Here is a 24,683-nt window from a genome sequence, read left to right as displayed (position 1 = left end):
CGCAAAACAGATTGAATTACAGGAGGCTGAAAAATGCGTAAACCGATCATTGCAGGAAACTGGAAAATGAACAAAACGAAGCGTGAAGCGCTCGATTTTGTACAGGAAGTAAAGGGACTGATCCCTTCATCCGAGACTGTAGACGCAGTTGTATGCTCGTCTCCTCTCTTCCTTGATGCCCTGGTAAAGGAAACGGAAAGCACGGATCTTAAAATCGGTGCACAGAATATGCATTTCGAAGAAAGCGGTGCGTTTACAGGCGAAACAAGTCCTGAAGCACTGGCGGATCTCGGTGTCTCCTACGTTGTCATCGGTCACTCCGAGCGCCGGGATATGTTTGCTGAAACAGACGAAAGTGTGAACCAGAAGGTACATGCGGCATTCAAGCACAATCTCACACCTATTATGTGTGTCGGTGAGTCACTTGAAGAAAAAGAAGCCGACAAAACGGCTCAGGTCGTAACAGAGCAGGTTGAAAAAGGTCTTAATGGTCTTACTGATGAGCAGGTGAAAAAGACAGTTATCGCTTATGAACCAATCTGGGCGATCGGAACAGGTAAAACTGCATCCGCTGATGATGCAAACGATACCTGCGCTGTTATCCGCGAAGTTGTAAAATCCCGTTTCTCCGAATCTGCAGCTGAAGCTGTCCGCATTCAATACGGCGGAAGTGTAAAACCGGCCAACATCGGCGAACTTCTTGGCAAGTCTGATATTGATGGAGCTCTTGTCGGCGGCGCGAGTCTCGATCCGCAATCCTTTATGCAGCTTGTGGAGGCAGGAAATGAGTAAGAAACCGACTGCGCTGATCATCCTCGATGGTTTTGCGCTGCGCGACGAAGAAAAAGGAAACGCTGTTAAAAAAGCAGACAAACCGAACTTTGACCGGTTCTGGAATGACTATCCCCATGCAACTCTTGAAGCGAGCGGGGAAGCTGTCGGTCTGCCGGAAGGCCAGATGGGCAATTCCGAAGTCGGCCATTTAAACATTGGTGCAGGGCGCGTCGTTTATCAAAGCCTGACACGGGTCAACCTGAGCATTCGTGAAGGGGAGTTTGCTGCAAACCAGACGTTTGTAGACGTGATGGATCACGTAAAGGATAACGATAAAAGTCTCCACATTTACGGTCTCCTTTCTGACGGAGGGATCCATAGCCATATTAACCACATGTTCGCTCTTCTTGAAATGGCGAAAAAGAGCGGAGTGGAACGTGTGTATCTCCACGGCTTTCTTGACGGCCGGGACGTTGGTCCCCAGTCGGCGGAAAAGTATCTGCGCCAGACAGAGGAGCGTATGAGCGAACTTGGCATCGGTGAGATCGCTTCGATCCAGGGCCGTTATTACGCAATGGACCGGGACAAGCGGTGGGATCGTGTGGAAAAATCCTACCGTGCCATGGTGTACGGAGAAGGACTGAAATACCGGAGTCCTCTTGAAGCTCTCGAGGATTCCTATAAGAACGACATCCATGACGAATTCGTTCTTCCTTCCGTTATGACGAAGGAAGATGGCGAAACGCCGGTAGGCACGATTCAGGAAGGTGACGGGATTATCTTTTTCAACTTCCGTCCTGACCGGGCGATTCAGATGTCTCAGGTGTTTACAAACGATGAATTTGAAGGATTTGACAAGGGTCACCGCTTCCCTAAAGACGTTCACTACGTCTGCCTGACTCACTTCAGTGAGACGGTGAACGGCTATGTGGCGTTCAAGCCTCAGAACCTTGCCAATACACTCGGCGAAGTCGTTTCAGAAGCCGGTCTTGCCCAGCTTCGTATTGCCGAAACCGAGAAGTATCCTCACGTCACGTTCTTCTTCAGCGGCGGACGGGAAGAGAAGTTCGATGGAGAAGAGAGGGTGCTGATTGATTCTCCGAAAGTGGCGACCTACGACCTTAAACCGGAGATGAGTGCTTACGAAGTGACGGACGCACTGCTCAGTGAGCTCGACCAGGACAAGCATGATGTGATTATCCTGAACTTTGCCAACCCGGATATGGTTGGACATTCGGGAAAGATGGATCCGACTGTGAAGGCGATCGAAACCGTGGACGAATGTCTCGGGCGCGTCGTAGAGAAGATTCATGAAAAAGGCGGACATGCTATTATTACAGCGGACCACGGAAACTCAGACGAAATTGAAACGCTCGAAGGCGGTCCGATGACAGCCCACACAACCAACCCGGTTCCGGTGATCGTAACAAACCAGCACAGTGATCTTCGTGAAGACGGGATTCTCGGTGACCTTGCGCCGACGGTTCTGGATCTGATCGGTGTAGATAAGCCGAAAGAGATGACCGGCAAAACCTTAATCAAAAAGTAATATCCCCTTTGCAGGTGAAAAAAGAACACGGGGCGAATACCCATTTGGTTCTTTTACAACCGGAAGGAAAACTATAATTTCGAAGGAGTGTTTCACACATGACAGCGATTATTGATGTATATGCACGCCAGGTACTGGATTCCCGCGGGAACCCGACTGTTGAAGTAGAAGTAACAACTGAGAGCGGTGCAATCGGCCGCGCATTGGTTCCAAGCGGTGCCTCCACTGGTGAATACGAAGCGGTTGAGCTTCGTGACGGCGGCGACGCTTGGATGGGGAAAGGTGTATCCCAGGCTGTAGATAACGTTAACGAAGTTATTGCACCTGAACTGGTTGGTTTTGACGCCATCGACCAGGCGGGGATCGACCAGCTGATGATCGAGCTTGACGGTACAGAAAACAAAGGCAAACTTGGTGCAAACGCGATCCTTGGTGTATCCATGGCTGTTGCCCGTGCGGCTTCTGAAGCACTGGGCCTTCCGCTTTACGTTTACCTTGGCGGCTTCAACGCCCGCACACTTCCAACACCAATGATGAACATTCTTAACGGCGGTGAGCACGCGGACAACAACGTGGACATCCAGGAATTCATGATTATGCCTGTTGGAGCAGAGCGTTTCACTGACGCCCTTCGCATGGGTGCGGAAATCTTCCACAACCTGAAAAAAGTACTGAGCGCGAAAGGCTACAATACTTCTGTCGGAGACGAAGGCGGATTTGCTCCCAACCTTTCTTCCAATGAAGAAGCACTTTCCACAATCGTGGAAGCTGTTGAAAAAGCAGGTTACAAGCCTGGCGAGGACATCCTTCTTGCTATGGACGTTGCAGCTTCTGAAATCTATGAAGACGGCAAATACAACCTTAAAGGCGAAGGGGTTGTCAAAACATCTGAAGAAATGGTTGCTTACTACGAGGATCTCTGCTCGAAGTATCCAATCGTTTCCATTGAAGACGGTCTTGACGAAAACGACTGGGACGGCTTCAAGAAGCTTACTGACGCTCTTGGCGAAAAAGTACAGCTTGTCGGCGACGACCTGTTCGTTACAAACACAAACAAGCTGGCTCAGGGCATTGAGCAGGGTGTAGGAAACTCCATCCTGATCAAGGTGAACCAGATCGGTACACTCACAGAAACTTTCGAAGCCATTGAGCTTGCGAAGCGTTCCGGTTACACTTCTGTTATTTCCCACCGTTCCGGTGAAACAGAAGACAGCATCATCGCGGACATCGCCGTGGCGACAAACGCTGGTCAGATCAAGACTGGTGCTCCGTCCCGTACGGACCGCGTTGCTAAATACAACCAGCTTCTCCGCATCGAGGACGAGCTTGAAAACATCGGCCGCTATGCCGGCCGCGACGCTTTCTACCACCTTGGTAAAAAGTAATCCGGTTACTAATAAAACCTCCGCTTTCCTTTCAAGGGAAGCGGAGGTTTTTTCTGTATGATTTAAGCTACACTGAAAAGAAGCTTCGCTCCACGCCGTTCGTTCGCTTTCCGCGGCGATGCCGGCAAGCCTCCATAGCCGCAGGAGGCTCCCGTCAAGCTCCGCACGTAACCAGCTGACCAATTTCACTCCCAAATGGTTTGAAAGCAGTATTCTCACTAGGTGTCTGTTTTCAAATAAAATGCAGCTTTTCGTATAGTTAATTATGAAGCGGAAGGCGGCGACTCCTGCGGGAAAAGCAACGGCCGAAGACCCCCGGAGGGTGCTTATCCCGTAGGAGGCTGAGGCGTTGCCCGCGGAAAGCGTCCGCCTGAAGCGTAATAATATTTTCGAAGAGAGCTTTTTGTTTTATTAGATCTGATCAATAATCTTTTCCTCCAGATCAACAAGCGTACCGAAAAAAAGAATGAAATAGAGCAGCATAAACATCAGGGACAGGATCCCGAGAACCATACCAGCAGTGGCGAGAGAACGTCTGACACTTTTTCTGCCCGGAACAGCAAGGAGAATGGCAGTTAACCCTCCCGGCACAGTCAAAACCGATAAAAACATAGTGCCGGCAAGTGAGGCAATCCCGAAAGCAAGGCTCAGATAAGCAGACAGGCTCCAGCCGGATCTGCGCCCTTCTGATATAATGTATCGTTCCTCAGCCATAATACCCCTCTCCTCTCCTGTACAAATCATTGTATGATTCGATCTTTTCAAGTAGTCTAATGACAGTAAGAGAATTACGAGGAGGTTTAACTATGACCAAACACACATTACGAGCTGCCATCATCGGTCCCGGCGGGATTGCCAGGGGAGCTCACGCACCTTATTACATAAAGGACAACAGGACGGAGCTTGTGGCTGCAGTTTCCAGAACGTATGAAAAAGCGGCTGCTTTTGCCCGTGATTTTGAAATTCCCGCCGCCTATGATTGTGTGGATACGATGCTGGAGGAACAGAAGCCGGATATGGTCAGTGTCTGTACACCGAATAAGTTTCATAGAGAGATGGTGCTGAAAGCGCTGAAGGCAGGCTGTCACGTGCTGTGTGAAAAACCGCCGGCGATGACAGCAGGAGAAGCAGAAGAAATGGAGGAGGCGGCAGAGGCGGCGGACAGGCTTCTTATTTATTCTTTTCATCACCGCTATAACCTCCAAACACAAATATTAAAGAAGGCTATTTATTCAGGGGACCTTGGAGCCATCTATCATACGAATGTGCAGGCGATGCGCAGAAGAGGCATACCTGGCTGGGGTGTATTTACATCAAAGGAGCTCCAGGGTGGGGGACCTCTTATTGATGTGGGTGTCCACATGCTCGACCTGGCTCTGTACCTCACCGGTTACCCGGAGCCGGTGGAAGTGATGGGCGCCACTCATAAACGGATAGGGAACCGTAAAGGTGTCGGCCTCCTTGGAGAGTGGGATCCGGAGCAGTACACGGTTGAAGATCTCGCTTCCGGAATGGTCAAATTCCAGAATGGGATGTCGATGATGATTGAATCCTCCTTTGCAGCCAATCAGAAGGAGGAAGAATCACTCAACGTCCGCCTGCTCGGTGATAAAGGCGGGGCAGAAACCTCACCATTCCGTCTGTACGAGGAACGGTACGGTTCTCTGTTTGATTCTGCACCGGCATATCTTGAAAAAACCGATTCCCGGTCAAGCTATGAACGGCAACTGGTTCATTTTGTGGACTGCTGTCTCGGAGAAAGTGAGCCGCTGGCTAAACCGGAGGACGGGACAAAAGTGCAGCGTATCATTCAGGGACTATACGAATCATCGGCGAAAAGTGGCTCTGTAAGCCTGATTTAGCCGGTCTTCTCCACCCTGTCCCAAAAGTCTGAAAATTTAAATCCTGAATATCGAAATACAGTTGCGTACAGCAGCTATATTTGATAAACTCAAAAGTAGATTTACAGGGACGAGTCAAGGCATATACGTCCTTTTATGTGTCGGATGGAGGTGGAGAGATTGGGAACTTTTGCGTCAATACTTCTTGTGCTTGTCTCCATTATGCTTATTGCAGTCGTATTACTGCAATCCGGTCGCAGTGCAGGACTTGCCGGAGCGATCTCGGGCGGTGCCGAGCAAATGGTAGGTAAACAGAAAGCACGCGGTCTGGAAGCAGTGCTGAGCAAGACAACAGTAGTACTGGGTGTACTGTTTTTTGTACTCACACTAACCGTAGCTTTTTTCATGTAATCCATTTAAGAGCAGACAGTAAGGACAATGTCCTTGCTGTTTTTTTCTGCTTACCTTCAGCTGTTACCCTGCTATAAGGCAGCCTGGATGTTTTTACCTGGCGGCGAACGGGAAAAGAGGTAAGTAACAGTGAAACAGTGAGCGAGTGACGTGACATGGTAAGGGGGTTTTACGTATGATAGAAAAAGACTTGCATAATGGATGTGATACCAGATGATCGGATGTTTATGTCTGCATGGTTTTTCCGGTACACCTGATGAAGTAAAGGACTTAACAGAGCATCTCCAGGAGCGGGAGGGATGGCTTGTATATTCACCGAATCTTCCCGGTCACGGTTCGAAAAACGGGATGCGTGAGGTTACTCATAAACATTGGCTTTACGCGGCTTGTGTCTCTGTGGAAGAACTTCTCAAGCGATGTGAAAAGGTCTATGTGATTGGGTTTTCCATGGGCGGCATGCTGGCCAGTTTTATCGCGGCCAAGTATCCTGTCGACAGGCTGATCCTGATCAGTTCTTCTGCCTATTACCTTAACCCGAAGCAGCTCCTCATGGACGTCAAGGATTGGGCAGTGGAAGGCTTTGTAGGATCTGTTTTTGACCGGGATCTCTACGAATTCTACCGTAGAAAGGTGAAGGATACGCCAATTATGGCAGCCTATGAATTCACAAAAGTAGTAAGATCGGCACGTACCGTGCTTAAGGACATTACCGTTCCCACCCTGATTATCCAGGGGGAAAGCGATGGACTCGTTCCGCCGAGAAAAAGTGCGGAGTATCTTTACGAGCACATTCAATCTGACGATAAAAGGGTATACTATGTTCAAAACGCAAGGCACTATATCTGGTTTGGAAAAGAAAAAGATGAACTTCTGGCTGAAATCGATGCTTTTTTAGCTAAAGACGAAGTTCTGCCGGAAAAGAAGGAAGATCTGGGGTAAAACGAGGCATGCCTTTCTATTGGTCAGGCGTGCTTTCGTATTTGTATCAAGCAAGCGCAAAACCTGACTTCGAAGAATGGAGCTAAAGGAGAGACAGAACATGATGAAAATTTCACAGCCTAAACCATTTACGTTTAAAGGGGGAGACCGGGCAGTACTGCTTCTGCATGGGTTTACCGGTAACTCGGCAGACGTGCGGATGCTGGGCCGCTACCTTGAAAAGCGGGGCTACACGTGCCACGCACCCCAATATAAAGGTCATGGTGTGCCGCCTGAAGAACTTGTTCATACCGGCCCCGAAGACTGGTGGAAGGACGTGCAGGAAGCGTATGATTACCTGAAGGAAATGGGGCATGAAGAAATTGCGGTTGCCGGACTGTCACTCGGTGGTGTATTTTCCCTTAAGCTTGGGTACACACTACCAGTGAAGGGAATTGTACCGATGTGTGCGCCGATGTATATCAAAAGTGAAGAAACGATGTATCATGGTGTCCTTGAGTATGCCCGTAAGTATAAACGCTATGAAAAAAAGCCCGAAGACCAGATTGAAGCTGAAATGAAGGAATTTGAGAAAACGCCGATGAATACGTTAAAGGCACTTCAGGAGCTGAACCAGGAAGTACGCGAGCATGTTGATATGATTTACGCCCCTGTTTTTGTGGTTCAGGCCAGACACGATGAGATGATTGACACAGACAGTGCAAACATTATCTACAACGAAGTGGAATCAGATGTGAAGGACCTGAAATGGTACGAAGAATCCGGCCATATTATTACACTTGATAAAGAAAAGGATCAGCTGCACGAGGATGTTTACCAGTTTCTCGAGAGTCTCGACTGGAACGACTGATTCACTGCAGCCGGGACTTTTCAGGGAAAGGAGCGGTTACAATGGCAGAACTGAGCAAAGAATTTGTACTTAATTATATGAAGGAACAGGCAGACAAGCCTCTTTCCGTAAAGGATCTGGAAGAAGCACTCGAAATCGACGATTCCTCACAGTTTAAGGCGTTTGTAAAACTGCTGAACGATCTGGAGGAGGAAGGAGAGCTTGTCCGGACCAGGAGTAACCGATACGGGCTTCCGGAACGGATGAATCTCGTCCGAGGTTCCGTCATTATGCACCAGAAGGGATTTGCCTTTGTCCGTACAGGAGAGGGCTTTGATGACGTTTATATTTCGGCTTCCGAAATGAACAGCGCCATGAACAAAGATACGGTGCTCGTCCGTCTGCACAACAAGTCCGGCGGTTCCAAGCCTGAAGGAACGATTATTCGTATTATTGAGCGCGGTGTCAAAGAAGTGGTGGGTACATATGTAGATGATAAACACTACGGTTTTGTGGTGGCTGACGACAAGCGGATCCCCAATGACATCTTTATTCCAAAGAATAAGGAAGGGGGCGCAGTCGACGGACACAAGGTTGTCGTACAGATTACCAAGTATCCGGAAGGCAGAATGAGTGCGGAAGGAGAAGTTGTCGGAATCCTCGGTCATAAAAATGATCCTGGGGTCGACATTCTTTCCATTATTCATAAACACGGCCTTCCAGGCGAATTTGCCCAGGAAACGATCGATCACGCCAACTCCGTTCCGGATGAGATCAGTGAGGACGAAATTACCCATCGGCGCGATCTGCGCGATAAAACGATCGTCACCATCGACGGGGCGGACGCAAAGGATCTTGATGATGCAGTCCGCGTGGAAAAGCTCGATAACGGCAACTATCTTCTTGGGGTATATATTGCCGATGTTTCTTATTATGTAGAAGAAGGCTCGCCGATCGATACGGAAGCATACGAGCGGGCGACCAGCTGTTATCTCGTGGACCGGGTTATTCCGATGATTCCCCATCGTCTGTCTAACGGTATCTGCTCTCTCAATCCTCAGGTGGACCGGCTGACTCTCGGCTGCGAAATGGAAATCAGCCCGGCAGGGGAAGTGGTCAATCACGAGATTTTTGAGAGCGTGATTAATACGACAGAGCGGATGACGTATACGGATGTCCGTAAGATTCTTCAGAATGAAGATGAGGAAGTTACGAAGCGGTACGAATCCCTTGTTCCGTTTTTCAAACAGATGGAGGAGCTGGCGGCAATTCTACGGAAGAAACGATTTGACCGCGGCGCGATTGACTTTGATTTTAAAGAAGCGAAGGTCATTGTGGACGAAGAAGGAAAGCCGGTTGATGTGGAACTGCGGGACCGTTCCGTGGCTGAGAAGCTGATCGAGGAATTTATGCTCGCCGCAAACGAAACAGTAGCCGAACATTTTCACTGGCTGAAACTGCCGTTCGTCTATCGGATTCACGAAGATCCTGATGAAGAAAAACTTAATCATTTTCTCGAGTTCATCACAAACTTCGGTTATGTAGTGAAGGGAAGTGCCAACACGGTACATCCCCGGGCAATGCAGGAGATTCTTGATGCGGCGAAAGGGGAGCCGGAAGAAGCGGTCATAAGTACGGTCATGCTGAGGTCCATGCGTCAGGCCAAATACGATCCTGATAATGTCGGCCACTTCGGGCTTTCTGCAGATTTCTACACACACTTTACGTCGCCAATCAGACGATACCCGGATTTAATTGTCCACCGGCTGATCCGGACGTATCTGTTTGAAAAGAAAACGGATGATAAAACCCGTGCCCACTGGGAAGAAAAGCTTCCCGTTTTAACAGATCATTCCTCTCAGATGGAGCGGCAGGCCGAAGACGCGTCCCGTGAAACCGATGAACTGAAAAAAGTGCAGTTCATGGAGGACAAGGTCGGTGAAGAGTATGAAGGCATTATTAGCGGCGTGACAGGATTCGGGCTGTTTGTTGAACTTCCGAATACGATTGAAGGGCTCGTACACGTGAGCTACCTTACCGACGACTATTATCATTATGATGAAAAACAGTATGCCATGATCGGAGAACGGACTGCGAAAGTGTTCCGCATCGGAGATCATATCGATGTTCGTGTTGTAAAAGTAAATGTGGACGAACGGATTATCGACTTTGAAGTCGTCGGCATGAAAGAGCGGAAGGCGAAGAAGCAGGATCGTCCGAAGGTCATTCAGGGCGGCAATCGCTCCCCACGGAAAAAAGGTAAAAGCGGCGACCAGGAAGGCGGCCTGAATCTTGGCGACCGCCAGGGCAAAAAGAAAGGTCGCGGCAACGGAAGCAGTAAAGGCGGCGGGAAAAAAGGAAAGCCTTTCTACGAACGTGCACCGAAAGGGAAAAAAGGAAAGAATAAGCGCTGATTACCGATGAGGTGCTTTAAGCAGATGTAAGCAGAGGAGCATGTCTGTTCCTCTGTTTTTTTCTGTTCATTCCCCAAATAGTGTTAATTTTGCTGTTTTCTACTGCATGACAACGGGAATTGATAAAACCAGATCACAATAAAACAGATAAGGATGTGTCTAGTGTGAATCATATGAATGGTCATCTGGAAGAAGTGTACGAAGCGCTTGAGGACTGCCTGCGCGCCTGTAATCAGTGTTACGAAGCCTGTCTCAATGAGGAGGACCCGGCGCATATGCGGGACTGCATCCGTTCGGACCGTGAATGTGCGGATATGTGTGAGATGGCAATGAAAGCCGTTTTGACAAACAGTCCGAATATGAAAGAGATCCTGAGACTTTGCGGCGAGATCTCCAGGAGCTGTGGTGAGGAGTGTGAGTCTCACAAACATGACCATTGTCAGGCGTGTGCCGAATCATGCCGGACCTGCAGCGAACTCTGTCTTGCATACGCGAATTGATCAGGCTAAGTGCAGACAGGGTACGGCCCTCACGCTGTTCCCTTCCTGCATTTATTGAACTACCAGCCATTTGTCTGGTATGATAAAGAAATCGAAGGATGCGCGAAAGGATGCAAAGTTATGGCAAACGGAAAACTGGTTGCACAAAATAAAAAAGCACGGCACGATTATCATATTGAAGAAACGTATGAAGCAGGGATGGTTCTGACAGGGACGGAAATCAAGTCCATACGTGCAGGACGGATCAACCTGAAGGACTCGTTTGCACGGGTCAGTAATGGTGAAGCCTGGGTTCATAATATGCATATCAGCCATTATGAACAGGGAAACCGCTATAATCATGATCCTGTGAGAACGCGGAAGCTTCTACTTCATAAAAAACAGATCAGTCAGCTGATCGGTCATACGAAGGAAAAAGGCTACACTCTTGTTCCTCTTAAGGTATATCTGAAAAACGGGTACGCTAAAATTCTCGTTGGTCTCGGAAAAGGGAAAAAGAAGTTCGACAAGCGGCATGATTTGAAGGAAAAAGCCGCAAAGCGGGATATCGAGCGGGCATTTAAAGATCATCAGCTCGGCCGGTAATAAATGAAGAAGCCTCTGCCACCAGCGGATGGCTTTACCATTTGACCGGAAATGACGGTGTGTTATAATAGTAGTTGTCAGACGGAGAGATGGTGGTCTCCTGACGGCGCTGAAAACCAAAACAGAATAGCATCTGTTTCTGTTTCTCCAGCTTTCCCATTACATGGGGACGTTCTGGATTCGACAGGGATAGGTCGAGCTTAAGTTGCGAGTCGAGCTGAGTGTCCTCGTATAAAACGCTCATCGCCTATAGTTGGCAAAGAAGAAAACAACTTCGCACTAGCAGCGTAACAACTGCTTCATGCGGTTCCTCCCTTCATCGCCCATGTGAAGGATCAGGGACTCACTTATAGTGGGATACGCCTTGCGTCCACCGCCTGAGGACAAAAGGAAGAGATCAACCAGGATAGCCTCACGGAAGCCTGTCAGCTGGCTGAAGTGACGGCGAAATTCCAATAAACTGACTACACTCGTAGACGCTTAGGTGTCGTTATCTCTGGACGTGGGTTCGATTCCCACCGTCTCCACCAATACATAACAGTAATGCCCTCCGGATTAATTATGGAGGGCTTTTTTGTTGTTTTGGGAAAGGATTGCTGCCACACGCAGCTCCGTGTTTCTCAAAAGCAGATTTTGTTCGGCATCAAATGTGCAGAGTTAAGTGAATAAAGGGTATAGAGTTGGTAATGGGTGATAGTTTCGCGTAGAGCGGATATTTCTGGATTATCGCGGATATACCTTATAATTAGCGGTTTAGTTCGAATTATCGCGAATATAATATATATTTAGCTGATAAAATCAATTTTTCTCAAACATAAGGAGTGAGCCAATGACTTACACAGACAAAACGATCGTCATCACCGGAGCAGCAAACGGAATCGGGGCTGTCCTTGCAAGAGGATACGCGGAGGAGGGAGCCAGTGTAGTTCTGGCCGATACCGATGCACAGAATGGTGAAAACAATGCAGCCGGGATACGCGAAAATAATGGCAAAGCCCAGTTCATTCAGACTGATGTGAGCCGCGAGGAAGAGGTCATAAACCTGATGAAAAAAGCCGAGGAGCAGTTCGGTACGATAGACCTCCTCATTAATAACGCCGGAAAGTCCGTATTCCGTGACCCTTTTGATTTTTCCGCAGCAGATTGGGATGATGTACTCGGCTCAAATTTGAAAAGCGTGTTTCTATGCACGAAAGAAGCAGCTGGATATATGAAGAAACACGGTATGGGAGGGTCAGTCGTGAATATCGCGTCTACAAGAGCGCTCATGAGTGAACCCCATTCCGAAGCCTATGCCGCATCAAAAGGCGGCATTATCGGGCTGACTCATGCCTTTGCGGCCTCGCTTGCGGAAGACAGGATCCGGGTGAACGCTGTTTCTCCGGGGTGGATCCATACAGGAGATCGGGAAAAGCTGCGGGATATTGATCACGAACAGCATCCTTCCGGAAGAGTTGGAACACCGGGGGATATCCTGCGTGTATGTCTTTTTCTAACCGATCCTGATAATGATTTTGTAAATGGGGAAAATATAGTCGTTGATGGCGGAATGACGAGGAAAATGATCTACGAACATTAATAAAAGCATAAAAAAGCTGCAGAGAGGTTTTCTCTGCAGCTTATATGTTCTATGTGAAAATCAATTAACGGCGTGCACCGAGGTAAGCGTTGCTCCAGTATGAGTTGTTCATGCTCGTTACTGTTACGCCTGTAGATGCGCCGGAGTGGATAAATTCATTGTTCCCGATGTAAATTCCCACGTGGGATGGACCTGTACGTGTTTCAAAGAATACGAGATCGCCAGCCTGCGGGTTTGAAACCGGGCTTGTTGCACTCCACATTTGAGATACGGATCTTGGAAGCTGTTTACCATGCTGTGCGTAAACAGTCTGTACAAAACCGCTGCAGTCAAAACCAGATGCAGATGTTCCGCCCCACTGATATGGTGATCCGATGTATCCGCGAGCTGTACCGATTACGCCAGATGCGCTTCCTGTGCTCACACCTGCTACAGTTGGTGAAGAAGATGAACCGCCAAGACCGAGTGAGCTCAGTGTCGATGGACCTGCTACACCGTAGAAGTTACCTGACGGGCTGGAGATACCGTTGTTAAGCTGATAAGCCTGTACAGCTCCGCGAGTAATTGGACCAAATACCCCGTCAGCAGTACCGCTGTTAAACCCTTCTTCATTAAGTGTTGTCTGAAGTTCTTTAACATCACTTCCACGATCCCACATGCTCATTGATGCATCTGCCATTGTTGGTGCTACGAAAAGTCCTCCTGCAAGAACTACACTCATGATGACCTTTTTCATAATAAATCCCTCTCCCTTTTTTTTTATGTGTATGGTATTTTTTCTCTCTGTTTCTATTTGTCTCTTTCACAGGTTTTATCTTACTCTCTATCGGGTATAAAAGAAAAGGGGTTTACTGCACTCGTTATCAAACTAAAAACTTCCTGTAATATTACCGAAATATCCACGAAGGTTTTGTCGAATATTATCGATTTTCCTTGCAATTTGAATAATGGCGAAATACAAGTGTCTATGGAGCGTGGAAAGGGTCGACCGGTGACAGTCGATTCTTTTTTACTTTGGCAGGATATAGGAAGAAAAAAAGGAAGTTAGTAGAAGATGTGGATTTATCAGTAAGGCAGATGGAAAAAAAACAGAATTAAAGCTGAAAGGAGTTGAACTCATGTCTACTATACAAACAAAAGAATTGGACGGTGCTGTGTTCCGCTGGGAGGAAGCAAAAGGTGTTTTCCGGTTTGAAGGGGACGATGCGATTCTGTTCTGGCTGAATTCCGCATTCAAAACCTTTCTTGATACTCTGGAGGAGGTCTCAGGAAAAGAAGCTGCCGACGTTGTGCTTGAAACAACCGGGTACCGGATGGGAATTATCGTCGGGGAGTATTTTTTTCACTCCGGTCAGGAACCGGAGATGGTGCTTGCTCACCTGCCTGATACATACGCTGCGGCAGGGTGGGGAAGGTTTGAAGTGACGGAAATGAACAGCGATGAGGCGGTCGCTGTGGTGAGGATGAAAAACAGCTGGGAGTACAGAGTGAATAAACTTCAGGATAAAGACAACGGTGGAACGTTTATACCAGGACATTTTGCGGGACTTTTCAGCGGTATCTTCAATAAAAACATCTGGTATGAAGTGAAAAGCAGTCAGGCCGAAGGGGAAGCCTATTGTGAATTTGTTTTTTCCCCCTCGGATGTGACGGTAACTCAGAACATTCATCAACTGGCGAGAGGCAGGGAGCAGAGGGAAATTGCAGACCTGGAAAAAAAGGTTCAGCAGAGAACGGAGGAACTTTCCGAAAAGATCAAGGCTATAAGTTCGCCGATTATCCCTGTACTGGACCAGGTCGTCGTCATTCCCCTTCTCGGTCATTATGATGAAATGCGTTCAAAGGAGCTTCTGGAAAAGACCGTGAATGAGATTACCTCTTATAAAGCAAGCTATCTCCTTCTTGATCTAACCGGGCTGAAGAAAGAGATCAGCGAATACGGTCTCTCCATGATCATGCAGCTTACCTCTGCCACACATCTTCTTGGGATTGAAACCGTCCTTGTCGGCATTTCACCTTCACTCAGTATGAAGATGGCAAAACTGAATCAGATTGTTGGAGATGTAAGGTGCTTTTCCACACTCCAGCACGGGATCACATATGCACTGAAAAAAGAAGGCTTGAGTATCTGCTGATCTGCTGAACCGGTTATTTTCCTTTTCGTGGGTTTTAAAATCGTGAGTGAGGGAATAAGAACTTTGGGGAAGCGAGAGATTTTTTAAGGAGGAGCAGTAATGGCAAGCGCAAAGAAAGACAATCTCATCAGTGAATGCCTGGCCCTTGGAATCTACAAGTTTAAGGACGGTCGTCAGCTATACGAGGTCGCTGTCGAGGAACTGATTGAACTACTGTCAGACTACGGAATAAAAAAAGACCACTCAACTTTCTCTATATAGGGAATCCGCAGCCATAAATAGAAGCATACATGACAGAGGCATCGCTCAGATGTCTCTTTTTAGTGCTGTTTTTCATAGAGTATATGATTTTTGCTGAACAGGGGCAGTTTACTCATATAGAGTGCGTGTTTACACCGATTCAGACCACTGTTTTAAAAATGCTCCTTTTGCATCACAACTTGAACCGCCCTGGAAGAGTCCACAATAGGCTGACCACGAAGGAGACACCGGAGAGAAGTGAAAAAAATTCCCGGTCTCAAGGGAATAAAAAGGAAATCACAGCTGATTTCAGAACGGGTAGATACATTATCGGTAGGTATAAGTAACTAGATATTTAGGCGTAAAAACAGTTACTATTATCGGTGACTTTCGTTGTAATATGTTGAAAATTAATCTTAACGGACAGAAATATAAAAGTAATTTTGTCGAATATAAAAAATAATCAAAAAATATGGGGGTTTTGTGCTAGAATAAGAGAATATTACGTTTATAGCTTTCTTGAACGGGGTAAACAAACCGCTTTTACGGCTGCTGACAAAGAGATAAAAGCAGCCCATCTTCACCCGGGCAGACATAGACTGCCAAGGAAAATTCAAGCTTCTTTTCAGGAGAGGACATCAGAAGGGATTGAGGTGCACGTATGTTTGGTTCATTTCGTAACATTTTTCGTGTGGGGGATCTTCGCAACAAGATTATTTTCACATTATTGATGCTCGTTGTTTTCAGAATCGGAGCCCATATTCCGGCGCCGGGTGTAAACTCGGACGTGCTGAATTTTGAAGGTATGGCTGCGCTCGGCTTCCTGAACACTTTTGGAGGCGGTGCCCTGGAGAACTTCTCGATTTTTGCCACGGGAATCATGCCTTACATTACAGCTTCCATTATTGTTCAGCTTCTTCGTATGGACGTGGTGCCGAAGTTTGCTGAATGGGGTAAAGAAGGGGAATCCGGCCGTAAAAAGCTTGCGCAGGTTACCCGTTACGGAACAATCGGAATTGCGTTTGTTCAGGCACTTGGAATGAGTATCGGGTTTAACAACCTCATGCCTGGACTCGTACCTGATCCCAGCATTCTTACGTATCTGCTGATCGCGCTGACACTCACTGCCGGAACGGCATTTCTGATGTGGCTCGGCGAGCATATCACACTTAAGGGTGTAGGAAACGGGATTTCTATCCTGATTTTTGCTGGTATTGCCGCTGCTATTCCAGGTGGTGTGAACCAGCTGTATGCTACTTATATTCAGGGAGCAGGCGAACAGCTCTTCCTTAATATCGCGATTATCGGCCTTCTGCTCGTTGCTATTCTTGCTCTTGTGGTCGGCGTCATTTACGTTGTACAGGCGCTTCGTAAAATTCCTGTACAGTATGCCAAGAAGATGGCTGCCGGAGGACGTCCGACAGGCGGACAGTCGACTCACCTGCCGCTGAAAGTAAACTCTGCCGGTGTTATACCGGTGATCTTCGCCATGTCGCTCTTCATTTTCCCGCCGACGATTGCGAATTTCTTCGGTCCGGATAATGGTGCAGCAGCCTGGGTCGTACAGAATTTTGATCAGACACAGCCGGTCGGCTTCGTTGTCTTCGCCCTGCTCATTATCGGGTTTACGTACTTCTATACATTTGTTCAGGTCAATCCCGAACAGATGGCAGACAACCTGAAGCGTCAGGGCGGCTACATTCCAGGCATCCGTCCAGGAAAAGCGACCGAGAAGTATATTACACGTGTGCTTTACCGACTTACATTTGTAGGAGCACTTTTCCTTGCAGCTGTATCTGTTGTACCGGTATTTTTCACGGTCGGACTCGGTCTTCCGTCAGCAGTTCATATCGGCGGAACAGGTCTTCTCATTGTTGTAGCAGTTGCGCTTGATACGATGAAACGGATTGAGAGCCAGCTGATTGACCGTAAGTACACAGGCTTCCTTAAGAAAACTTCATAATAACTTTACACCAACCGCCCCGGGCCTTCGAAATGAACAGCCCGGGGCGGTTTTTTATCCCGAATAAAAGGGTGAAAAAGGAAAAATATTAAGAGATTGCTAAAAATCTGTTAATCGTGAAAGCTGGCGGGTATAGCCTTTTATAATGGACGTAAGAACACCAGATCATATCACAACAATTCCAAGCTGTGACGGAGGTGCACCTTTGAAAGTAAAAAAAGCCATTATTCCTGCTGCAGGCCTTGGCACCCGTTTTCTGCCGGCAACAAAAGCTCAGCCGAAAGAGATGCTGCCAATCGTGGATAAGCCTGCCATTCAATATATCGTTGAAGAAGCAGCTGCTTCAGGAATCGAAGATATCATCATTGTAACGGGAAGAGGAAAAAGAGCTATTGAGGATCATTTTGATAAATCTTACGAACTGGAAGAAACGCTGAGAATGAAAGAAAAACTTGATCTGCTCGAGGACGTTCAGGGAATCAGTGATATTGCCAACATCCACTACATCAGACAGAAGGAGCCGAAAGGGCTTGGCCACGCGATAAGCTGTGCCCGGAAATTTATTGGGGAAGAGCCTTTTGCGGTGCTTCTAGGAGACGATATTGTGCAGAGCAGCACGCCATGTCTGAAGCAGCTTAACGATGTGTATGACCGGTTTAAAACATCAGTTGTGGGTGTACAGGAAGTAAACGGGGCTGACGTCTCAAAATACGGGGTCGTTGCCCCGCAGTCAGGTGAGGTTCAGAGCGGCGTGCTTCATATCGAAGATCTTGTAGAGAAGCCTTCGGTCGAGGAAGCGCCTTCTAATCTGGCGATTATGGGAAGGTATATTCTCCGCCCGGAGATTTTTGATATTCTCGAATCGATTGAACCTGGAGCGGGAAATGAGATCCAGCTGACTGATGCCATTCGCATGCTTAACGAGACCCAGGCCGTCATGGCATGTACGTTTGAAGGCCACCGCTATGATATCGGAGATAAACTCGGTTTTATAAAAGCGACGATCGATTTTGCCATGCTTCGTGATGACCTGCGTGATGATGTGACGGAATACATTGAAGTCTTAAAGCAAAGAGGGGTACTTACATGAAGGCAGCAGTAGTAGGGACGGGCTATGTTGGTCTTGTAACAGGCGTCGTACTGGCGCGGCTCGGTCATCAGGTGACCTGTATCGATAAAGACCCTGAAAAAGTTGCGAAACTTGCAGGGGGAATACCAACCATTCATGAAGAGGGGCTCGGTCCTATGTTGTCGGCCTGCATTGATGAAGGCAGACTGACCTTTACAACAGCTTACGACGAGGGGTGCCCGCAGGCCGATGTTGTTTTTATCGCAGTAGGAACGCCTGAGGACAGCGAGGGAAAAGCGAATCTGACGTTTGTTAGAGCGGCAGCTGAAAGTATCGGAGATGTTATCTCAGGGCGAACGGTGGTAGTAACGAAAAGTACCGTACCGCCAGGGACAAACAGGAAAGTAAAGCAGTGGGTGGCAGACAAAGCCCCTGCAGGGACAGACATTGCGGTTGTATCCAATCCGGAATTTCTCCGGCAGGGATCGGCTGTTTATGATACCTTTCATGCTGACAGGCTGATAATCGGGGCAGAGGACATTCGTGCAGGTGATCTTGTGGAAAAGCTGTTCGCACCACTCGAAGTTCCTGTTCTCCGTACAGATCTTGAAAGTGCTGAATTGATTAAATATGCATCCAACACCTTTCTTGCCATGAAAATCAGCTTCATTAATGAGATGGCTCAGATTGCTGACCGAATCGGTGCCGATGTTACTAAGGTGGCTAAAGGGATGGGTATGGATAGACGGATCAGCCCTGACTTTCTGAAAGCCGGAATCGGCTATGGCGGTTCGTGTTTTCCAAAGGATACAAAAGCACTTACCCGTATTGCAGAAGAGGCGGGCTATGAATTTACTTATGGAAAGGCAACGGATCATGTGAACGATCAGCAGAAAAATCTGCTTGTTGAAAAAGCCCTGTTTCGTTTCGGCAGCCTTAAGGATATGAACATCACATTGCTGGGTCTAAGCTTTAAACCGGGAACAGATGACATGCGCGAAGCTCCTTCCCTGAGTATTATTGAGAGCCTTATGGAAGAAGGCGCGAACGTGACGGTTTATGATCCTGTAGCTGCAGAAAAAGCTGCTCCGCTGCTCCCTGAAACCGTAGTGACCGCCAATGATCTGAAAGAGTCTCTTGATGGAAGTGACAGTGTATTTCTCGTAACGGAATGGGATGAATTCAAACAGATGGATCTGAGCATGATTGCATCTCTCTGCTCTCAGAACATTCTCTTTGATGAAAGAAACGTCTTCACTGAAGAAGATGTAAAAAGTGCAGGGATTGAATATCACTCTGTCGGCAGGCGTTCTGTTTACCCGGAAGAAGTCGTAAAAACAGCAGCGTATTATGATAAAGTTCAAGGGTTATAGAATAAGCGGCAGCGGAAAGCGGCCCGTAGATAACACAATTTTTTAAAAGAGCCATAGAATGAGAGAAGAGCCTCACAGCCGAATAGCTGGGGAGGCTCTTTTTAAGTGGAATTTTAATAGAAAATTATGTAATAAATATGTGGTATTGTCAGAATAAGTCGTAATATATGAATATACAAGATGAAAAATTCATAATTTTTCACACTTTTTTAACAAAATAGTAAAGCTGGCTCGAAATATGTATTATACTATTATCGTTGCAGGACATTTATTAGGAGGGGAATATGAGAAAACAACCAGGATTCAAACAGATGTTTGCTTTGTTTTTGGTTTTTGCCCTTGTCTTCCAGACGTTGACAGGTGCAATTGGGGTTACCACCGCTCAGGCGGAGGAAAGCAGTGATTTGGAACTGAAGATTTTACACACAAATGACATTCATTCAGCCATTGATCCGCTTGGAAAAGCCGCAGCTTACATAAACGCGGAACGAGAAGCGGCAGAATACAGTCTATACCTTGATGCCGGGGATATATTTAGTGGAAACCCGGTAGTAGATTTAGAGTATGGCAAGCCAATTGTTGAAGTTTTAAACTCTATGGAACTTGATGCGATGGTTATTGGGAACCATGAATTTGACTACGGCCAGGAGAACTTTGCTCTTCGCGAGGAAGAATCAGATTTTCCTTGGATTAGTGCCAATATGGAAGTAGTTGATGACTCGATTGCTATTGAGCAGCCGGATCCTTACATTGAGTTTGACCTTGATGGTGTTACTGTTGGGATTCTCGGTCTAACTGAAACACCTCCATCCACAGCACCGGCCGGCATTGTGGGAATTGATTTCCACGATCCGTTTGCTACTGCAGCAGAGTATGCGCACAAAGCAGACGAAGTGGACGTTTTTGTAGCCCTTACCCACCACGGCTACACTGAGGACCGTAAACTTGCAGAACAGGTGGACTTTTTCGATATTATCATCGGAGGGCACTCCCACACGAGACTAACATCTCCGCAGGTTGTGAACGGTACGCCAATCGTTCAGGCAGGGGCGAATGGTACCGATGTTGGTAACCTGACAATTTCTGTTGACGAAGATACACGGGAAGTAACTGGTGTGGAAGGCTTCCTCCAGGGGACAAGTGCCCTAACCGACGTACATGAACCAACGCAGGAGATTATCGATTACTGGAACGAACTCATGGGTGAGTACCTTGACTATGAGATTGGGTATTCCAACACTGGACTTTCAAGAGCAGGACGTACGGTCCGTGACGCTCCTCTGGGCAACTTCTGGACGGATGCGATGAGAGAAGCGGGCGATGCGGATATCGCGCTTACAAACAACGGTGGCATCCGTGCAGATATCGGAACAGGTGCTTTGACGCGCCGCGATATTTATACGGTAGAGCCTTTTGCTAATCAGATTATGGTATTTGAAATGACCGGTCAGGCTGTGTACGATGTGATTGAATTCTCATACAGCCGTCGTAATTCAGTAGATTTACAGACTTCCGGTCTCCATTACGATATTTTCACATACGATTCAGGAAACTTTTATGATGCAGAAATGACAGTGGACGGAGAGCCGCTTGATATGGATGCAACCTACAGAGTTTCCGTAGCTGATTACATCGGTACCGGCGGTGGCGGATACAGCTTTGAAGGTGAGCACGTTGACGATGTGGGTCTGATGACTGATGCGATGATGGACTTCGCTGAACAGCTTACAGAAGCCGGCGAAGATATTGATTATCCTTCAAACGAAGGCAGAATCAGCATCAGCGTATCTGATGAGGCACCGATCGAAGGTGAAATCATCGGTGAAACTGAAAATGGTCTAAGCTCTGTTAACAACGCTCTAGGGGACAGCGGACTTGGCAACCTCTATACCGATTCTGTCCGTGAAAAAACAGATGCAGACGCAGCCATTCTTAACGCTTCGTCCATTGATGGGAACATCGCACCAGGTCCCATCACGGATAAAATGATTGAAGGCCTTGACGGTTTCGGAAACGAAATTGTAACAGTGGATACAACAGGGGACCGCATGAAAGAAGTTCTCCTTGGTCAGGCCAACTACCATGGCGGTGTGGACGTGCAGGTTTCCGGCCTGAAATATGAGCTTGTGGAAGGAGATGAAACGTCAGACCGTTTCGACTCTATCAATCTCTTTTTTGAAGACGGAACACCGGTTGAAGATGAAGACGTATTCCATGTGGGTTACAACGATTTCATGCATGGACAGGGCTTCTACAACCTCGGTGATGAAAACGTAAATGATGACTACGGTAAAGTGTGGGAATCCATTGTTGAATATGTGGAAAACCACGAAGGACCGATTGATTATGTTGAAGGTGAAAGAATTTCAATTGACTACAAAGAAGGCGATGGTCCTGGACCAGGTCCGGTACCGGGCGATGCCCTGACTGTAGCGGAAGCAATTGAAAACCAGGGACAGGATGCTGAAGTCGTGGGTTACATTGTTGGTCACATTACATCCACAAACAATGTGAACTTCACACCTCCGTTTGCCAATGACTTTAACTTTGCCATGGCTGATTCCGCAGATGAGACGAACCTTGACAACATGCTTTTCGTCCAGGTGCCAGCTTCCTTCCGCGGCAACTTCGGACTTTCATCAAATCCTGAAAATGTGGGTGAGCGTGTACTTGTTGATGGCAGCCTGCAGGCTTACTTTCAGCGGCCGGGACTCCAGGGAGCGACTTCTTTTGACTTTGTAGGTGAAGAAGAAGATCCTTACGAACCGGTTTCCATCGCAGAAGCTCGCGAGATTCCAAATGGTGAAAAGGTAACTGTTGAAGGAACTGTCACTTCAAATCCCGGTGGATGGGGAGCATACGGCTTCTATCTTCAGGATGAGACAGCAGGTATTTACGTATACCACACAGACGATGAAGGTGTTGAAAAAGGCGACACGGTTCTGCTTACCGGTGAGCGCGATGCGTTTAACGGTGAACTGCAGATCTCAAACCTTGAAAATGTAGAAGTAACAGGTACAGCAGACGTACCGGCACCACTTGAACTTACTCCTTCGGAAGTAGGAGTTGAAAACGAGTCACAGCTCGTTAAACTTTCCGACGTTACCATTGAAAACCTTCAGGCACAAGGAAACTTTGGAACATTTGAATTCGACGCTGTTTCCGGCGATGAATCCATCCTGATCCGTGTGGATAACCGTACAGGACTTGACTACGACAGCTTTGCCTTTGAAAATGGTGACGTAGTGGATGTGACAGGACTATCCAGCCGCTTCCATGACACGGTTCAGGTAAAACCACGAGGCGAGGACGATATTGTTCCTGCTGAAGAAGAGGAAGAAGAGGACAACGTCCGCCGTATCTATGGAGAGGACCGTTATGAAACATCTCTTGCTCTTGCTGATGAAATCGAAAACAACTCTCTTGACTATGTATTCCTTGCTTCCGGCTCCAACTTCGCAGATGCCCTTGCCGGCGGTGCGCTTAACCAGAGCCTGAACGGAACCGTTCTTCTTGTTCATCCGGACGAAGCGCGTGTTGCCGCTGCGATGGACAAAACTGCTGAGCTTCTTAAGGCGGACGGAGAAGTCATTGTCCTTGGCGGAGAAGCAGCTGTTGATGCAGCCATCTATGAGGCATTTGATGCAGAATTTGATGTGGAACGGGTATACGGGGAGAACCGTGCACAGACGTCCATTGAGATTGCAAACCTTGTAAATCCTGATGCTGACGAAGTGTTCGTTGTTTCCGGTGCAGACTTTGCGGATGCGCTGTCAATTGTGCCTTTCGCAGCTAAAACGGAAACACCGATCCTCCTGAACTGGAGCAGCAGCGTACTAAGTGATGATATCCATGCTTACGTAACGGAGCAGGGAATCAGCACTGTGACCGTGATCGGCGGACCTGCAGCGGTACCAAACGACGCCGTTGCCGAGCTCGTTAACGCCGGCGCAAGTGTTGCACGCGTATATGGCAGCAACCGATATGAAACGTCTGTTGCCGTGAAGAGCACGTTCTTCCCGAACGCTGAGAAGACCGGTATTGCCAGCGGTCAGACATTCCCTGATGCTCTGTCAGCAGGACGCTTTGCACTTGATCATGACATGCCGATTCTTCTTACGAGCAGAGACAGCCTTCCAGCTGCAGTAGAAGCACACCTTGACAGCAGCCCTGTCGAGCGCGCTTATATCTTCGGTGGACCAAACGCTGTATCTGATGAAGTGAAAAGCTATTTTGAATAAGTTTAAATAATAAAAAATGCAGTCGCTTCGGCGGCTGCATTTTTTTAGTGAACCAAATGGAGGGTTCTACTGTTTCACTCTCCTCTGGTTCCATTTCGGTGTAAAGGGGCCGGTTATTTGATGCCCTGAAATGGTAAATGGTGTATAATACTAATGGAGTATAGATATGGAAGGGGGGAGGTTCTAATTTCAAGTAACGTGTTTACAGCCCGGAAAACAAGACTGACGGGTGAAGCAAAGAAGAGCGCTTTCCGGATGGCTGTCTTTGAGAGAACCCTACTCGTCATCGTGATGGGGTTATTCCTGACATTTCTCATCCATCCTGATCTGTCCCTGCTCGATTCACCTACAGCTTTAATCTTTATTATCTACCTTGTTCTTCTGACGAGCTTCAACTGGAGTGCCGTGCTTGGCTGGAACCAGCGAAAGGACGGGATGATGACCTATGAGCTGACGGAGGAGGATGTAGTGATCAGGTTTAGGAAGAAGATCATCGGAAAGCTGCCTTATTCCACCATCCGGACCGTGAAGGAGCTAGATGACCCTTCAAAGCTGGAAGGCATGAAGGCGCCGCTATACGGAAGAAAATACTGGGTGGTAAAAGAGGTGGGCCCTACGTGGAGCAAAAGGATCAATTCCCTCGTTGTATACACCACATCCATCGATGAAGGGGTGCTGATCGAGAGAAAGTTTGATACGGTCCTGATCAGTCCTGAAAAACCTGAAGCATTTATTGACGCCCTGGCTGCAAGGAAGAAGGGCAAGACAGCATAAAAACAAAGCAGGAGCCGCTGGAATTGCGCCACCTGCTTTGTTTCGGGCATTGAATGAAACGGAAGAACTGTCCCGGTGTTTC

20 protein-coding genes and 1 other RNA gene are annotated in these 24,683 nt (G+C 47.7%); 19 read left to right on the top strand and 2 right to left on the bottom strand.

Annotated elements, in window-relative coordinates:
• Positions 1-33 precede the first annotated feature (33 nt).
• The 3 genes from tpiA to eno all read left to right on the top strand — a co-directional run bounded on the left by tpiA (position 34) and on the right by eno (position 3,708).
• Positions 34-792, top strand: a complete 759-nt coding sequence (gene tpiA / locus CR205_RS15550) for a triose-phosphate isomerase (protein WP_110521072.1) — start codon at positions 34-36, stop codon at positions 790-792.
• Entirely contained in the window at positions 785-2,323 is a 1,539-nt protein-coding gene (gpmI, locus tag CR205_RS15545) for a 2,3-bisphosphoglycerate-independent phosphoglycerate mutase (RefSeq protein ID WP_110521071.1), read from the top strand. Before tpiA ends, gpmI begins: the two co-directional genes overlap by 8 nt.
• Before the next feature lie 98 nt (positions 2,324-2,421).
• Complete coding sequence (eno, locus tag CR205_RS15540) at positions 2,422-3,708, top strand: phosphopyruvate hydratase (protein ID WP_110521070.1); 1,287 nt, start codon at positions 2,422-2,424, stop codon at positions 3,706-3,708.
• A gap of 411 nt (positions 3,709-4,119) precedes the next feature.
• Here eno and CR205_RS15535 read toward each other — a convergent pair whose 3' ends face one another.
• Positions 4,120-4,422 (bottom strand): hypothetical protein, encoded by a 303-nt coding sequence (locus tag CR205_RS15535; protein WP_110521069.1) that lies wholly within the window; start codon positions 4,420-4,422, stop codon positions 4,120-4,122.
• A gap of 92 nt (positions 4,423-4,514) precedes the next feature.
• Here CR205_RS15535 and CR205_RS15530 point away from each other — a divergent pair, with 92 nt between their 5' ends.
• From CR205_RS15530 to CR205_RS15490, 9 genes are all read left to right on the top strand, one after another.
• Positions 4,515-5,570 (top strand): Gfo/Idh/MocA family protein, encoded by a 1,056-nt coding sequence (locus CR205_RS15530; protein WP_110521068.1) that lies wholly within the window; start codon positions 4,515-4,517, stop codon positions 5,568-5,570.
• Between the two features lie 159 nt (positions 5,571-5,729).
• Positions 5,730-5,960, top strand: a complete 231-nt coding sequence (gene secG / locus CR205_RS15525) for a preprotein translocase subunit SecG (protein WP_110521067.1) — start codon at positions 5,730-5,732, stop codon at positions 5,958-5,960.
• Positions 5,961-6,173: 213 nt separating this feature from the next.
• A complete protein-coding gene (locus CR205_RS15520; protein ID WP_110521066.1) occupies positions 6,174-6,899 on the top strand; it encodes an alpha/beta hydrolase in 726 nt (241 codons plus the stop codon).
• A gap of 103 nt (positions 6,900-7,002) precedes the next feature.
• Positions 7,003-7,749 (top strand): alpha/beta hydrolase, encoded by a 747-nt coding sequence (locus tag CR205_RS15515; RefSeq protein ID WP_110521550.1) that lies wholly within the window; start codon positions 7,003-7,005, stop codon positions 7,747-7,749.
• A 41-nt stretch (positions 7,750-7,790) separates the two neighbouring features.
• Positions 7,791-10,142, top strand: a complete 2,352-nt coding sequence (rnr, locus tag CR205_RS15510; protein WP_110521065.1) for a ribonuclease R — start codon at positions 7,791-7,793, stop codon at positions 10,140-10,142.
• Between the two features lie 173 nt (positions 10,143-10,315).
• Positions 10,316-10,642, top strand: coding sequence for a four-helix bundle copper-binding protein (locus tag CR205_RS15505; protein WP_110521549.1), 327 nt, complete (start codon positions 10,316-10,318; stop codon positions 10,640-10,642).
• Between the two features lie 120 nt (positions 10,643-10,762).
• Complete coding sequence (smpB, locus tag CR205_RS15500; protein ID WP_110521064.1) at positions 10,763-11,227, top strand: SsrA-binding protein SmpB; 465 nt, start codon at positions 10,763-10,765, stop codon at positions 11,225-11,227.
• 165 nt (positions 11,228-11,392) lie between these two features.
• Positions 11,393-11,757, top strand: a transfer-messenger RNA (tmRNA) gene (ssrA, locus tag CR205_RS15495).
• A 299-nt stretch (positions 11,758-12,056) separates the two neighbouring features.
• Positions 12,057-12,806, top strand: a complete 750-nt coding sequence (locus CR205_RS15490) for an SDR family oxidoreductase (RefSeq protein ID WP_110521063.1) — start codon at positions 12,057-12,059, stop codon at positions 12,804-12,806.
• A gap of 64 nt (positions 12,807-12,870) precedes the next feature.
• Here CR205_RS15490 and CR205_RS15485 read toward each other — a convergent pair whose 3' ends face one another.
• A complete protein-coding gene (locus tag CR205_RS15485; protein ID WP_110521062.1) occupies positions 12,871-13,542 on the bottom strand; it encodes a C40 family peptidase in 672 nt (223 codons plus the stop codon).
• Positions 13,543-13,924: 382 nt separating this feature from the next.
• Here CR205_RS15485 and CR205_RS15480 point away from each other — a divergent pair, with 382 nt between their 5' ends.
• From CR205_RS15480 to CR205_RS15445, 7 genes are all read left to right on the top strand, one after another.
• Positions 13,925-14,941 carry an STAS domain-containing protein gene (locus tag CR205_RS15480; protein ID WP_110521061.1) on the top strand — a complete coding sequence of 339 codons (1,017 nt, stop codon included), beginning with the start codon at positions 13,925-13,927 and terminating at the stop codon, positions 14,939-14,941.
• A 99-nt stretch (positions 14,942-15,040) separates the two neighbouring features.
• Positions 15,041-15,202: a Fur-regulated basic protein FbpA gene (locus CR205_RS15475; protein ID WP_110521060.1), complete on the top strand. Its 162-nt coding sequence runs from the start codon at positions 15,041-15,043 to the stop codon at positions 15,200-15,202.
• Positions 15,203-15,842: 640 nt separating this feature from the next.
• The gene (gene secY, locus CR205_RS15465) at positions 15,843-17,144 is read left to right on the top strand and encodes a preprotein translocase subunit SecY (protein WP_110521058.1); all 1,302 of its coding nucleotides are present in this window, start codon (positions 15,843-15,845) and stop codon (positions 17,142-17,144) included.
• Positions 17,145-17,349: 205 nt separating this feature from the next.
• Positions 17,350-18,234: a UTP--glucose-1-phosphate uridylyltransferase GalU gene (galU, locus tag CR205_RS15460; protein WP_110521057.1), complete on the top strand. Its 885-nt coding sequence runs from the start codon at positions 17,350-17,352 to the stop codon at positions 18,232-18,234.
• Complete coding sequence (locus CR205_RS15455; RefSeq protein WP_110521056.1) at positions 18,231-19,586, top strand: UDP-glucose dehydrogenase family protein; 1,356 nt, start codon at positions 18,231-18,233, stop codon at positions 19,584-19,586. Before galU ends, CR205_RS15455 begins: the two co-directional genes overlap by 4 nt.
• A 284-nt stretch (positions 19,587-19,870) precedes the next feature.
• A complete protein-coding gene (locus CR205_RS15450) occupies positions 19,871-23,827 on the top strand; it encodes a 5'-nucleotidase C-terminal domain-containing protein (RefSeq protein ID WP_110521055.1) in 3,957 nt (1,318 codons plus the stop codon).
• A 153-nt stretch (positions 23,828-23,980) separates the two neighbouring features.
• Positions 23,981-24,601, top strand: a complete 621-nt coding sequence (locus CR205_RS15445) for a PH domain-containing protein (RefSeq protein ID WP_110521054.1) — start codon at positions 23,981-23,983, stop codon at positions 24,599-24,601.
• The last annotated feature ends 82 nt before the right edge of the window (positions 24,602-24,683 follow it).

The organism is Alteribacter lacisalsi (genome assembly GCF_003226345.1).
Lineage (GTDB): Bacteria > Bacillota > Bacilli > Bacillales > Salisediminibacteriaceae > Alteribacter > Alteribacter lacisalsi.
Note: the sequence above shows the minus strand (reverse complement) of the source record. Positions and strands in the feature narration are given on the sequence as shown.